This window comes from Kutzneria sp. 744 (genome assembly GCF_000568255.1).
Taxonomy (GTDB): Bacteria; Actinomycetota; Actinomycetes; order Mycobacteriales; family Pseudonocardiaceae; genus Kutzneria.
On sequence record NZ_KK037166.1, the window covers coordinates 10,682,402 to 10,694,606 of the forward strand.

The 12,205-nt window shown below is 70.0% G+C and carries 11 protein-coding genes; 9 read left to right on the forward strand and 2 right to left on the reverse strand.

What is annotated here, in order from left to right:
* Positions 1 to 20: 20 nt before the first annotated feature.
* Positions 21 to 2,024: a type VII secretion protein EccCb gene (eccCb, locus tag KUTG_RS64840; RefSeq protein ID WP_232241346.1), complete on the reverse strand. Its 2,004-nt coding sequence runs from the start codon at positions 2,022 to 2,024 to the stop codon at positions 21 to 23.
* Positions 1,931 to 3,991, reverse strand: coding sequence for a type VII secretion protein EccCa (gene eccCa, locus KUTG_RS64845; protein ID WP_232241347.1), 2,061 nt, complete (start codon positions 3,989 to 3,991; stop codon positions 1,931 to 1,933). Before eccCa ends, eccCb begins: the two co-directional genes overlap by 94 nt.
* 133 nt (positions 3,992 to 4,124) lie before the next feature.
* On the opposite strand from eccCa, the gene eccD reads away from it, so the two are divergent.
* The 9 genes from eccD to KUTG_RS62650 form a co-directional block, all read left to right on the forward strand.
* Positions 4,125 to 5,522: a type VII secretion integral membrane protein EccD gene (gene eccD / locus KUTG_RS48470; protein WP_043733415.1), complete on the forward strand. Its 1,398-nt coding sequence runs from the start codon at positions 4,125 to 4,127 to the stop codon at positions 5,520 to 5,522.
* A complete protein-coding gene (gene eccB, locus KUTG_RS65595; RefSeq protein ID WP_084580732.1) occupies positions 5,522 to 6,370 on the forward strand; it encodes a type VII secretion protein EccB in 849 nt (282 codons plus the stop codon). Before eccD ends, eccB begins: the two co-directional genes overlap by 1 nt.
* The gene (locus tag KUTG_RS65600; RefSeq protein ID WP_255360992.1) at positions 6,370 to 6,945 is read left to right on the forward strand and encodes a type VII secretion protein EccB; all 576 of its coding nucleotides are present in this window, start codon (positions 6,370 to 6,372) and stop codon (positions 6,943 to 6,945) included. The genes eccB and KUTG_RS65600 overlap by 1 nt, the downstream gene beginning before the upstream one ends.
* Before the next feature lie 145 nt (positions 6,946 to 7,090).
* The gene (locus tag KUTG_RS48480; protein WP_043726724.1) at positions 7,091 to 7,384 is read left to right on the forward strand and encodes a WXG100 family type VII secretion target; all 294 of its coding nucleotides are present in this window, start codon (positions 7,091 to 7,093) and stop codon (positions 7,382 to 7,384) included.
* A gap of 56 nt (positions 7,385 to 7,440) precedes the next feature.
* Positions 7,441 to 7,731, forward strand: coding sequence for a WXG100 family type VII secretion target (locus KUTG_RS48485; protein WP_043726725.1), 291 nt, complete (start codon positions 7,441 to 7,443; stop codon positions 7,729 to 7,731).
* An 86-nt stretch (positions 7,732 to 7,817) separates the two neighbouring features.
* Positions 7,818 to 8,195 (forward strand): hypothetical protein, encoded by a 378-nt coding sequence (locus KUTG_RS48490; RefSeq protein WP_043726727.1) that lies wholly within the window; start codon positions 7,818 to 7,820, stop codon positions 8,193 to 8,195.
* A gap of 160 nt (positions 8,196 to 8,355) precedes the next feature.
* Positions 8,356 to 10,431: a hypothetical protein gene (locus KUTG_RS62640; protein ID WP_052396331.1), complete on the forward strand. Its 2,076-nt coding sequence runs from the start codon at positions 8,356 to 8,358 to the stop codon at positions 10,429 to 10,431.
* Positions 10,432 to 10,698: 267 nt separating this feature from the next.
* A complete protein-coding gene (locus tag KUTG_RS62645) occupies positions 10,699 to 11,646 on the forward strand; it encodes a hypothetical protein (RefSeq protein WP_198047930.1) in 948 nt (315 codons plus the stop codon).
* Between the two features lie 3 nt (positions 11,647 to 11,649).
* Positions 11,650 to 12,205 (forward strand): hypothetical protein (locus KUTG_RS62650; RefSeq protein ID WP_043726728.1); only part of this gene is annotated, 556 nt, incomplete at its 3' end.

Genomic DNA, 12,205 nt, shown 5'->3' on the forward strand with positions numbered 1-12,205 from the left:
GGGCCGGCCGTTGGGCGAGGTCAGTCCCGCACGAGCGGTGTCTGCAGGAGGTTCACCGACCGGCGGCGGTTGACGTACTGCGCCCGCCCCGGCGGCAGCGTCTTCGGCCGGACGTTGCCGACGAAGACGCCCTCGTCCTTGGGGCAGGAGAACATCACCACGGCGGTGCCCAACTCCCACATCCGCCGCATCATCGCGCTCATCATCACCCGGCTCGCATTGGCCGTGCTGCGGGCGATGACCAGGTGCAGCCCGATGTCCGCGCCCTGGGCCAGCAGCGGCAGCAGCGGCTCGAGCGGATCGTTGTAGCCGCCCGTCTCGGTCAGCTCGAAGTCGTCGATCAGGATGAACAGGCGACCGCCGCTCCACCAGTCGCGCTTGCGCAGCCGGCTCGGCGAGATGTCCGGGCCCGGCACCCGGCTCTGCAACAGCTGGGCCACCTCCTGGATGGAGGTGGTGAGCCCCTCGCTGCTGACCGTGTAGTTGATCTGGTTGTCCTGCGGGACGGCGTCGTGCAGCTCACGGCGGAAGTCCACGAACATCACGCGGCCCTCGTCCGGGCCGTAGTGGGCGGCCACCGAACCCGCGATGTGCCGCAGCAGGTTGGTCTTCCCGCACTCGGCGTCGCCGAAGACGAGCAGGTGTGGGTTGGTGTCGAAGTCGTGCCACTGCGGGCTCAGGGCGCCGTCCTCGATGCCCAGCGCCATCACCATGTCCAGCGCCGGCTCCACCGAGGTGGGCGGCGGCAGCTCGGCGACGCGCAGCTCGACCGGCAGCAGCCGCACCTTCGGCGCACGCGGGGCCGAGGGCAGGTCGAGCGCCGCCGCCAGTTCGGCGGTGGCCTCGGCCAGGTCGTCGGTCGTGTTCGTGCCGTCGATGCGCGGCAGCGCGGTCAGGAAGTGCGTCCGGTCGCTGGTGATACCCCGACCGGGTATGGCCGGCACGGTGGCCGCCAGCCTGCTGTTGACCTCCGACTCGAGCGGGTCGCCCAGGCGCAGCTCGAACCGGGAACCCAGGACGTCACGCAGCCACGGCCGCATCTCCGACCACCGGTTGGTGCTCACCACCAGGTGGATGCCGAAGCCGAGGCCACGGGAGGCCAGTTCGCTGAAGCGGTCCTCCAACTCCTCGTAGTCCTGCCGGATCGTGTACCAGCCGTCCACGACGAGGAACACGTCCCCGTACGGGTCGACGTCGGTGAACGTCCCCCGCTGCCGCGCCCGGCGGTAGCTGGCCATCGAGTCGATGTTGTGCTGGGCGAACAACTGCTCGCGCAGTGCCAGCAGGTTGCCCATCTCCAGCACCGTGCGGGTGACCCGCTCGCGGTCCAGCCGGCTGGCCAGGCTGCCCAGGTGCGGCAGCTTCGCCAGCGCGCTGAGCGTCCCGCCGAAGTCGAGGCAGTAGAACTGCACCTCGGACGCGGTGTGGGTCAACGCGAGCGCGCTGATCAACGTCCGCAGCAGGGTGCTCTTGCCGCTCTGCGGGCCGCCCGCGATGCCGACGTTGCCCCTGGCCCCGGCGAGATCGGCGACCAGCAGTTCGCGCCGTTGCTGCGCGGGCAGGTCGACCATGCCGACCGGCGCCGACAGCGTGGAGGTGTCGTAGTCGCCCACCGGGCGCGGGCCCAGCCGCTCGTGGTCCACCAGCGGCGGCAGCAGCTGGTCGAGCGTGGCCGGTCGATTCAGCGGCGGGAGCCACACCTGGTGCGCGACCGGCCCGACGCCGCGCAGCCTCGCGATGAGAACCTCCAGCATCGTGGAGGTCGCCTCGTCGGTCTGCTCGGCCTCCTCCTCGGCCGGTTGCCGCACCGCCTGCGGCGCGACGTACTCGGTGCCGAAGGTCACGAGGTGCTGCTCCACCTCGGCCCGCCCCAACCGCTTGGCCGCCGCCGGGCGGTACGTCCCCGAGCAGTACGCGCCCTTGAAGCGGATCAGCGTCTGGGTGTCCGGCCGCAGGAAGCCGTTGCCGGGGCTGTTGGGCAGCTCGTAGGCGTCGGGCACACCCAGGACGCTGCGGCTCTCCATGGCCGAGAAGGTGCGCAGGCCGATCCGGTAGGACAGGGGCTCTCGACCTTGCTGATCCGGCCCTCGTCGAGCCGCTGGCTGGCCAGCAGCAGGTGGACCCCGAGGCTTCGGCCGAGTCGCCCGATCATGGCGAACACCTCGATGAACTCCGGCTTGCTCGCCAGCATCTCGCTGAACTCGTCGACCACGACGACCAGCGCGGGCATCGGCTCCAGCGGCGTGCCCTGGGCGCGAGCGGCCTCGTAGTCGCGCCGGGACGCGTAGTTCCCGGCCGCGCGCAGCAGTTCCTGCCGGCGGTTCAGCTCGCCGGCCAGCGCGTCCTGCATGCGGTCGACCAGCTCCAGCTCGTCGGCCAGGTTGGTGATGACCGCCGAGGTGTGCGGCAGCTCGTCGAAACCGAGGAACGCCGCGCCGCCCTTGAAGTCGACCAGCACCAGGTTGAGCTCCTCCGAGGAGTGGGTCGCCGCCAGGGCCAGCACCAACGTCCGCAGCAGCTCGCTCTTGCCGGACCCGGTGGCGCCGATGAGCATCCCGTGCGGGCCCATGCCCCCCTCGGCGGACTCCTTGAGGTCGAGCTCGATCGGCGACCCGGTCGAGGTCATGCCGATCGGCACCCGCAACCGCCTGCGGGCGCCGGACCTGGTCCGCCGGTAGGCGACCGGGTCGAACGTCCGCAGGTCGCCGAGGCCCAGCAGGGTGGGCAGCTCGTAGTCGCTGGCCAGCGGCTCCTCGTTGTCCTGCGCCTCGCCCACGCGGTGGCGGGCCAACAACCGGGCCAGTGCCGCGGCGCCCTGTGGGCTGAACGAGTCCGCCCGGCACAGCGGGGCTGGCGCCGGCTTGCCCAGCCGGTCGAACGAGACGGTGCTCAACTGCCCGTCGGCGACCCGCAGGTGCAGCGTGTGCGGGCGCTGCTGCCAGGACAACGCGCCGGACAGGTCGAGCACGACCGTGTTGCGGTAGGACTCGTCACCGACACGGTGGCCGTCGGGCAGGGAGGCGCCGTCGATCACCAGCACCACGAACGGCTCGTTGGCGCTGACCGGGCTGTCCGGTTCGTACGGCGGACGACCGGTGAACGCGCCGCCATCGAGCAGCTTCTCCAACGCCATGATGTTGTCCGCCACCAGCCGCCGGGGCCCGGTCGCGTCCCGGCTGTCCAGGTCCTGGTTGTGCGGCAGCCATTTCACCCAGTCCCAGTGCGGGAGCGACTCGGCGCTCGCGCACACCGCGATCCGTGCCTCCCCGGGGCTGTGAGCGGTGGCGAGCTGGGCCAGCATCGCGCGGACCAGGCCGCGTACCTGCTCGGGATAGCCCTGTAGCTGCACCCGGGCGAATCCCCGCAGGTACACCGCGATCGGCGCGTCGTCGAGGACGGAGTAGGCGCGGATGAACCGGCGCAACGCGTGGGCGCACAACGGTTCCAGGTCCTCCAGCGGCTTCGAGTCCGGCGGCAGCAGCTTGGTCGAGCTGCGCTGCTTGCCGAGCCCGAGCCGGACCTCGCCGAAGTCCTCGTGCATCGGGCGGCGCTCCCACAGCCGGTAGCCCATCGCCATCGACCACAGCGACCGTGGGTCGGGATGCACCCACAGGGCGGCCTTGTGCTGCTGGGAGAGGGCGGAGCGCATCCGTCCGCGCAACTGCCCGAGGTAGCGGACGTAGTCCCGGCGGTCGCCGTGCAGCTTCTCCTTGTGGTCAACGCCGGACCGAAGCAGCTGGGCGACGAGCATGCCGACGGCGGCGACGAGCATCAGCCCGCCGCCGACGTAGGCCAGCGCGCCCGCGCCGGGGCGGACGAACATCAGCACCATCGCCAGCGAGCTCAGCGCCATCGGCGCGTACATCAGGATGGCCGAGACCCCGCCCCCCGTGGTCTCCGGCACCGCGGGCGGCGGTTGCAGCTCGATCTCGTCGTTGGGCGCGGTCGGTCCCGGCCGACGCGACTTTCGGGTGAACACCTCGGTGGCCACTCGGACTCTCCTTTGGTGAAGGGTTTCCCTCGGACTCCGCGGCCGGTGGCCGCCGAGTCCGGAGGTCGGGCCGGCCGCGGCCTAGGTTCCGCAGCACGGCTCGTCGCTCGCCAGGAAGAATCCGGTGCACAACATGGAAGAACGCACGCAGCATCGCACAAAAGTGCCGACGAGGCTACGGTTCGTCCTCGGTGACAAGGCGGTGGACGTGGCACTGCCGGACGACGTCCTGCTGGTCGACCTGCTGCCGTCGATACTGGCTCAGTTCGGAAAGGACCGTATCGAGGAAAGCGTCGACCACGAGGGGTGGGTCGCGCAGCGGCTCGGCGAGGCGCCGCTGGATGAGGACCGCTCACCGGCCGAGCTGAACCTGCTCGACGGCGACACCGTCCACTTGCGACCACGGGGCGAGGAGATGGCCCCGTTGAACTACGACGACCTGGTCGACGGCGTGGCCGAGCGGGTCCGCGCCGACGCCGGCCGGTGGTCGCCCCGCCGGACCAGGTGGATGCTCCGCGCCGCGGCGTTGGCCGTCATGCTGGCGGCGCTGGGGATCCTGCTCGCCGGGCCCGATGCGGTGTTGTTCTGGCCACTTCCCGCAATGCTCACCCTGGCACTGGTCATCGGGGCCGCGGCGCTCGCGCGTACCGTCGGCGACAGCGTCGACGCCACGCTGCTCGGCATGGTCGCGGTGATCTACGCCACGGTCGCCGGTTGGCTTGCGGCCGAGTCCCTGGACCCGGGCGGCACGGTCGCGATCCGGGTCGTGTACGCGGCTGTGGGGGCGATCCTGGCCACCGTGCTGGCGCTCGTCGCCGTTGCCGACGCCGCCCTCATCTTCGCCACCGGGCTCGTGTTCGCGGTGCTGTTGCTCGTTCCGGCCGTGCTCTGGGCCAGTTCCTCCCTCACCGCGCAGCGGGCCGCGGCGGTCGGCATCGCGGTGAACCTGGTGGTGAGCCTGTTCGTTCCGGGCGGGGCCTTCCGGCTCGGCGGCCTCAGGCTGCCCATGCTGCCCACCGAGTCGCACGAAGTGCGGGAGGACATCGAACCGGTGCCGCACCGGGTGGTGCTCGACCGCAGCGTCCTCGTGTTCGGCTACCTCAAGGCGCTGTACCTCGGCTATGGCGGGGCCCAAGCCGTGCTGCTGGTCGTGTTGACCGCCGCGGGTGGGCAGTGGCCCCTGATTCTCGTCAGTGTCTGCGCGCTGCTGCTCTTGCTGCGGTCCCGCCATCTCAGCGGCGTGGTCCCGCGCTCGGCCCTGCTCGTGCCCGCGGGCTGTGCGGTGCTGGCCGTCCTGATGCGCCTCGCCATCGGTGTCGACCCGCTGCACCGTGTGCTGGTGCTGCTCACGCCCGTGGTGGCGGTGGGAGCCGCGCTGCTGGCGCTCGGCCATGTGCTGCCCGGCAGACGCCTGCGCCCGTACTGGGGGCGTGCGGTGGACATCCTGGAGTACGCCGTCGCGATCTCCGTGCTGCCGCTGCTGCTGGCGGTGCTGGACGTGTACGCCTGGGTCCGGGGGATGAGCGGCTGATGCAGTCCCGGAGAGATCAGGTCCAGGCCTACTTCTTCGTCGTGGGCCGGTTGGTCGCCGGCCTCATGCACGGCAAGCCAGACGTTCCGGAGCACCCGAACAAGCGGTTCAACGGCGGCATCTTCCTCGGGTTGCTGCTCGCCGGGCTGTTGGTGGCCTGCTTCGGGATCTTCGGCATGCTGTTCCCCGGCGGCGACAACTCGTGGCGGGTGCCCGGCACCGTGGTGCTGGTGAAGGACTCCGGAGTCCGCTACGTCTACACCGACGGGCAGCTGCGCCCCGCGTTGAACCTCGCGTCCGCCTTTCTGGCCGCGGGCGACAGCACGAAGATGGTCACCGTCGGACGCGGCTCGCTGACCGGCGTCCCTGTCGGCGCGCCGATAGGGATCCCCGGGGCGCCCGACGGGTTGCCCGCGCTCGACCAGCTCAACGCGACGCCCTGGACGGTGTGCGCGAAACCGGCCGACCCGCAGGCCGTGGCCAGCTCGCCGACCGTGACATTGCGGCTGGACCAGGCCGGCGGGACACCGACGCCGGCCGACCAGGGCTTGCTCGTGTCCACTCCGGACGGTGTGGACTACCTGGTGTGGCGCGGAAGCCGGTTCGACATCGCGGACCCGACCGTGCTGGAGGCCATGGGCTACAACGCGGTGCCGCCGTTGCGGGTGTCGCCGGCCTGGCTGAACGTGCTGCCGGCCGGCCGTGACCTGAAGGCGCCGACGATCGCCGGGCTAGGCCGGGCGGGACCGGTCGTCGGCGGAAAGACCGGCCACATAGGACAACTCTACGAGCTGCGCAATCCGGCGACGGGCTCGACCAGCTCTCCGTGCTCCAGGGCGATGGCCTGATGCCGGTCAGTCGGACCGTCGCGGCCATGCTGCTGGTCGGCGCCGACATGAAGAACGCGTATCCGGACCAGCCGGTGCGTCCCATCGAGGTGGGCCCGGGCGACGTGGCCGGGGTGCCGTTGCTCAGCGGCGACGCGTTGTCCGCCGGCCTGCCGGCCAGTCCACCGGCGCTCGCCGATCCCGGCGCGACCGCGCAGCCCTGCCTGCGGTTCACCCCTCAGGTGGACGGCGGCCGTACCGCCACGCTGGTGATGCTGCCGCGTTCCGCCGAGAGCGCGGCCGTGCCACCGGCCGGCCGGCACGCGGAGGGTGCGACGGCCGATCAGACGGTGATCCCGGCCGGAAGCGGAGCCCTCGTGCGTGTGCTGCCGACGCCGGACGCCACCCCGGGCACCGAGTATCTCGTCACCGATCTAGGGGTGAAATATCCGTTTACGGACGATTCCGCGGTGAGTGCCCTTGGTTACGGGCAGCTGGCCGGCATGGGTGTTTCCTCCGCGTTGCTCGCGTTGTTGCCGACCGGGCCGGCATTGGATCCGGCGGCCGCGCTGGCCAGCCAATTGGTGGGGCGGTGAACTCATGAGGGATATTCCCGGACTTGACCCCGCGGCGGCCACCAGAGGTGAGCGCGACTCCCTTTCTGGCCTCTAATTGCAGCGCTGCCGCTCCTGGTCGACCAGGCCCGGCTTTCGTCAGAACCATCCAGGAGGTACCACCACAATGGCGAGCAACACCAAGCTCACTCCGGACGAGGTCCGCAGCATCGCGCAGAAGCACAACGCCCTGGCCGACGAGGTCACCTCGGACCAGAGCCGCCTGCGCAGCACCATCTCCCAGCTGACCTCGGTCAACAAGGGGCAGATGATGACGAAGCTGATCGCGGTCCACCAGGACTGGGACAAGGCCATGTCGGACGTCGTCTCCAACCTGCACACCATGGCCAACACCCTGAGCTCCGCGGCCAGCGACCTGCAGAGCCACGACGAGTCGAACGCCTCGAGCGTCTCCCTCTGACCTGTTCCGCGTTGTCCCCTCGCCGTCAAGGCATTCCCCTCCACCAGGAGTGAACCGTGAGTTCCATCAATTACGACTACGGCTCGATCGACAGCGGCGTGTCCCAGATGAAGGCCGTCAACAGCGAGATCGAGACCAAGATCAGCAACCTGAAGCAGCAGGTCCAGGGGTTGCTGGCCGACTTCACCGGTGCGGCGGCGACGTCGTACGACACCTGCTCCCAGAACATCTCGAAGGACCTGACCACCAGCAACCAGGAGCTCAACACGCTGAGCGGCAAGGTCTCCACCGGCGCCAGCAACTTCCAGTCGGCCGACGCCGCGAACGCCCGCCGGTTCGGCCGCTGAGCCCGCTGGGCATTGGCATGGGCCCACTTCACATACTTCCCCCACCTGTCACCTCGGTCCACAGTAGACACCGGAAGGCCACACTCATGGGCAACAACCGCACGTACATCGACCCGGAGGGCACGCGCTCCAGCGCGGACCGCATCGGGCCCCTGCTCGACGACCTCTCGCCGTTCCACCAGGTCAGTGGGATCAAGACGAACTCGGGCAACTTCCCCGCCGCCAAGTGGCTGGACAGCCTGCTGGGCCAGCGTGGGGACGCGCTGTTCCAGCACGCCCAGAGCGTCGAGCTGGTCTGCCACGACATCAAGGCCGGCCTGCACAGTGTCGTTGACACCTTCGAGCAGACCGACGGCTCCAATGCCGGCGACCTCGACCGCAGCCTCTACCACGACGTGAACGTCACGCGCGTGCACGCCTGGAACCACACCAGGGAGTCCGCGGACACGAATCCGGACAACTGACTGGGCGACGCGGGGGCTTCGGTGGCCCCGGCGCGTCCCGGGCGCGAAACGGGAGATGTTCTTGAGCTGACGTGGCTGTCAGTGCCCGGACGAGAGCACTGACAGCCACCTGAGCTTGTGAACGGGCGGGCAACTTTCCAGGCTGCGAGGACCATTCAGCATGACGACCCCCGACTCCACATCGGACGCGCAGTCAGCCGTCGAGGATGCTGTCGGCCAGACCGACTCGGGCTTCGCCCAGATCAACTCGGTCGAGGAGTTCGAACAGGTCGCCGGCGCCGCCCTCCAGGCCGGCACGGCCGGCCAGTTCCGGTCGCTCGCTTCGGCCTACCAAGCCGCGATCGACAGCCTGAAGCACTTCCAGGACGGCTTCGTGAGCGAAACCAAGCAGCTGGACACCGAGTTCCAGGGCGCGGCGGGCGACAAGTTCCAGGACTTCGCGACCAACCAGGTCCTGCGGCGCAGCCAGGCGGTGACGGACTCCCTCTCGGGCTATCCGGCCGCGCTCAACGCCGTCGCCGGCGCCATCGAGAACTTTCAGGCACAGGCCGGCCAGGCCGTTTCCGGTCTGATGGCGCGGATCTCGGTCGAGCAGAACCTGGTCGACAAGTACGTCACGGCGATGGCCTCGGCCGGTCACGAGGTCGACGGCGCGGCGATGATGCAGAACGTGATCAACGAGGACATCCAGAACGTCCTCCTGCCGCAGCTGCGGGCGGCACTGTCCACTTTGTCCTCGGCCTATGCCAGCAGCGGACAGGGCATGGCCGGCTTCGACCCACGGCCGATGCAACCACCGGAGGGCTCGCACAGCAGCGGTGGTGGGAAGGGCGGCGGCCAGCAGGGCGGTGGCGGTCAGACCGGTGGTGGTCAGACTGGTGGCGGCGGCCAGCAGGGTGGTGGTCAGACGGGTAGCGGTGGTCAGACCGGTGGTGGCACGGGCGGTAGCGGTGGTCAGACCGGTGGTGGTGGCACGGGCGGTAGCGGTGGTCAGACCGGTGGTGGTGGCGCGGGTGGCGGTGGTCAGACCGGTGGTGGTGGCACGGGCGGTGGTGGTCAGACCGGTGGCGGTGGCCAGACCGATGGCGGTCAGGATCAGGGCGCCGCGCTGACCCCCGCGCAGCAGCGGGCAGTACGGCAGAAGGCCATTGACGACGCGGAGAAGGCGGCGGACAAGGCCATCGACGACGAGATCGCCAAGACCCCGCCGACGGGCAGTTCACCCCAGGCGGACGCCCGCCGCCAGGCGCTCGAGGACGCGAAGCGCCGAGTCGACGCCCGTCTGGAGAAGCTCGGCGCACAGCAGACGAGCGGCGACAGTGGGGCCAGCGGCGATGCTGTTCGGCAGAAGGCGTTGCAGGACGCGCAGAAGGCGATCGACGACGAGCTCGGCAAGACGAAAGGCGACCAGACGGCCGGTGCCGGCGGCGGCGTCGCTTCGGGTGCCGGCGGTTCGGGTGGCAACGGCAAGGGCGGCAAGAGCAAGGGGACCGATTCCGGCACGAGCAAGGGCGGCGACTCGTCGGACGCGGCGCGGCAGCAGGCCATCGACGATGCGCGGAAGGCCTCGGACAGCGCCATCCAGAAGCTTGAGTCCACCGCGGCCGACGGGACGGGCTCCGGCGGGTCGGGCGCCAAGGGCACGGGCGCCGGGACAGGCGGTGGCTCGTCCTCGGACACGCAGCGGGAAAAGGCCAAGAAAGCCGCGGCGGACGCGCAGCAGAAGGTGAAGTCGGTCTCCGATGGCGGTGGTTCGGGCGACGGCTCGAAGGGTGGTGGCGCTGGGGCCGGTGGTGGTCAGGACACTGCTGCGCAGCGTGCGGCGGCGGAGAAGGCGGCGCAGCAGGCCAAGGGCCAGTTGGCGACGATGTCCGGTGGTGGCACGGGTGCTGGTGCTGGTGCCGGCAGCGGTGGTGGTTCCCGTGCGGGGTCGAAGCTTGCCACGACCGGTGGCGGCACAGGCGGTGGTGGTTCGGACGGCGGTTCCAAGGACGGTAGTGGCGCCGGTGGTGGTCCGGACACCGCTGCGCAGCGTGCGGCGGCGGAGAAGGCGCTCAGCAGGCCACGGTCAAACATCAAGCACAGTCTCAATCTTCGACGATTATTTTTTAAGCTGGATCTAATAGTTAGGTTTCTATGGATATGGGAAGATTCTACCCAGGCTTCCCGGCAACACCATAGGAGTCTAGGGGGAGCGGTCGTTGTACACAATGGTGGACATGTACTGATTCTTTAGGAAGCCTTTGAGATAGATGCTGGTTGTAATGTGGGCGAGAGCCCGAAGTTGTTTAGCTGAATCATCGCGCGAGCATAATTTGTAGATATGTTTTCGGCGCGCTGATTAAAAGAGACACATGTCCAATCGACAATGAGGTCACCGCTAAGCGAGACTCGTCACCTATAAGGTCTGCAATGCGCTGGGTTGGTATGGCGGTGGCGCGGCCCGGACACTTCCGCGCAGCGTGCGGCGGCGGAGAAGGCGGCGCAGGAGACCAAGAGCCAGTTGGCTTCGATCACCGGTCGTGGTGCCGGCACCGGTGGCGGGGGCAGTGCTGGTGGTGGTGCTGGGGGTGGTGCCGGTGGTGGTTCCCACGCGGGATCGAAACTCAGCACGCCCGGGGGTGGTGCAGGTGGTGGCGGCGGCAAGACCGGTGGTGGTGCGGGCGGTGGCGGCACGGGTGGCGGCGGTGCGGGTGCCGATGGTTCCAAGGGCGGTGGCGCGGGGCCGGACACTTCCGCGCAGCGTGCGGCGGCGGAGAAGGCGGCGCAGGAGGCCAAGAGCCAGTTGGCTTCGATGACCGGCGGCGGTGCCGGGGGTGGCGGCGGTGGCGGGAGCGGCGGCGGCGGTGCCGGCGGTGGTTCCCACACCGGAAGTAAGTTGAGCGTGCCCGGCGGCCCCTCCGGCGGCGGTGGCAGTGGCGGTGGTGGTCTTTCCCCACAGGAGACCGCGGCGGAGCGGGCCGCCGTCGCGCAGACGGCCAATGACGCGATCGACTCGCTGAACTCGCTCGCCGGCGACCACTCGCTGCCGGACCCCGTGTCGCTCGCGGGCTCCGCCGCGAAGGCAGCGGCCGCCGGTGAGTCGGCGCTGTCGAGCTTCCTCGGTGGTGGCGGTGGTGGTGCCGGCGGCGGTGGCGGCGCCTCCGGGCTCAACGGCGTCAAGCCGAGCGACCTTCCCCTGTCCGCGGAGGCCGCCGCGGCCGAAGCCCGCCAGCAGGGCTTCGAGCTCCCCGGCGGCGGTGGCATCCAGACGTCGTCGGCGCTGCCCCGCTCGGCCGGCGGCTCCGGCGAGGAAGGCGCGCCGCCGATGATGCCGCCCGGCGGCATGGGCGGCATGGGCGGCGGCGGGAGCAAGCGCGAACGGGAACGCACGACCTGGTTGCAGGGCGAACAAAAAGACTGGTCGGAAGACGAGGCCGGTGTGTCCTCCTCGACGCTCGGACGGAGCTGACCGATGGCTACCCCAGACGAAACCCAAGCCGGTTTCGACGAGATCCTCGCCCAGGTGATGGCGGCGGATCCGGACACCTTCCACCGGCAGGCCCGGGCGTTCGACGACGCCGTGACGGCGTTGCACGACGCCAAGGCGGCCCTGGAGACACAGCGTCGGACCCTGGAGGAGACGTGGTCCACCCAGGACCCCGCCCGGTTCGATCAGCTCGACCAGGTGACGCGGCACCTCGAGGTGCTGATGAGCCGCTTCCAGCATCCCAGCTACTCGCAGACCCTTCGGCGGATCGGCGACCTCATCCGGGACAGCCAGCAGCGTCTGCTCTCCCTGAAGGACGATCACGGCCACGACGGCGTCGCCGCACGGGCCGACCGCGACAAGCGTGCGAGGAAGATCCTCGCCGACCTGTCCACTTCGTACCGGCAGCTCGGTGGATCTCTGCGTGAGCCGCCGGAGCGGACCGCCGACGGCGGGCTGCTGCCGGCGTCGTTCACCCGGACGGAGAGCCCGGACGGGGCGCGCCACACCACTGCGACACCCGTCGTCGGCGCGGTCGCGG

Excerpts from the sequence above, each read along its gene's own strand:
- eccCb (WP_232241346.1), bottom strand. The coding sequence starts at position 2,024 with ATGGAGAGCCGCAGCGTCCTGGGTGTGCCCGACGCCTACGAGCTGCCC.
- eccD (WP_043733415.1), top strand. The coding sequence starts at position 4,125 with ATGGAAGAACGCACGCAGCATCGCACAAAAGTGCCGACGAGGCTACGG.
- eccB (WP_084580732.1), top strand. The coding sequence starts at position 5,522 with ATGCAGTCCCGGAGAGATCAGGTCCAGGCCTACTTCTTCGTCGTGGGC.
- KUTG_RS65600 (WP_255360992.1), top strand. The coding sequence starts at position 6,370 with ATGCCGGTCAGTCGGACCGTCGCGGCCATGCTGCTGGTCGGCGCCGAC.
- KUTG_RS48480 (WP_043726724.1), top strand. The coding sequence starts at position 7,091 with ATGGCGAGCAACACCAAGCTCACTCCGGACGAGGTCCGCAGCATCGCG.
- KUTG_RS48490 (WP_043726727.1), top strand. The coding sequence starts at position 7,818 with ATGGGCAACAACCGCACGTACATCGACCCGGAGGGCACGCGCTCCAGC.
- KUTG_RS62640 (WP_052396331.1), top strand. The coding sequence starts at position 8,356 with ATGACGACCCCCGACTCCACATCGGACGCGCAGTCAGCCGTCGAGGAT.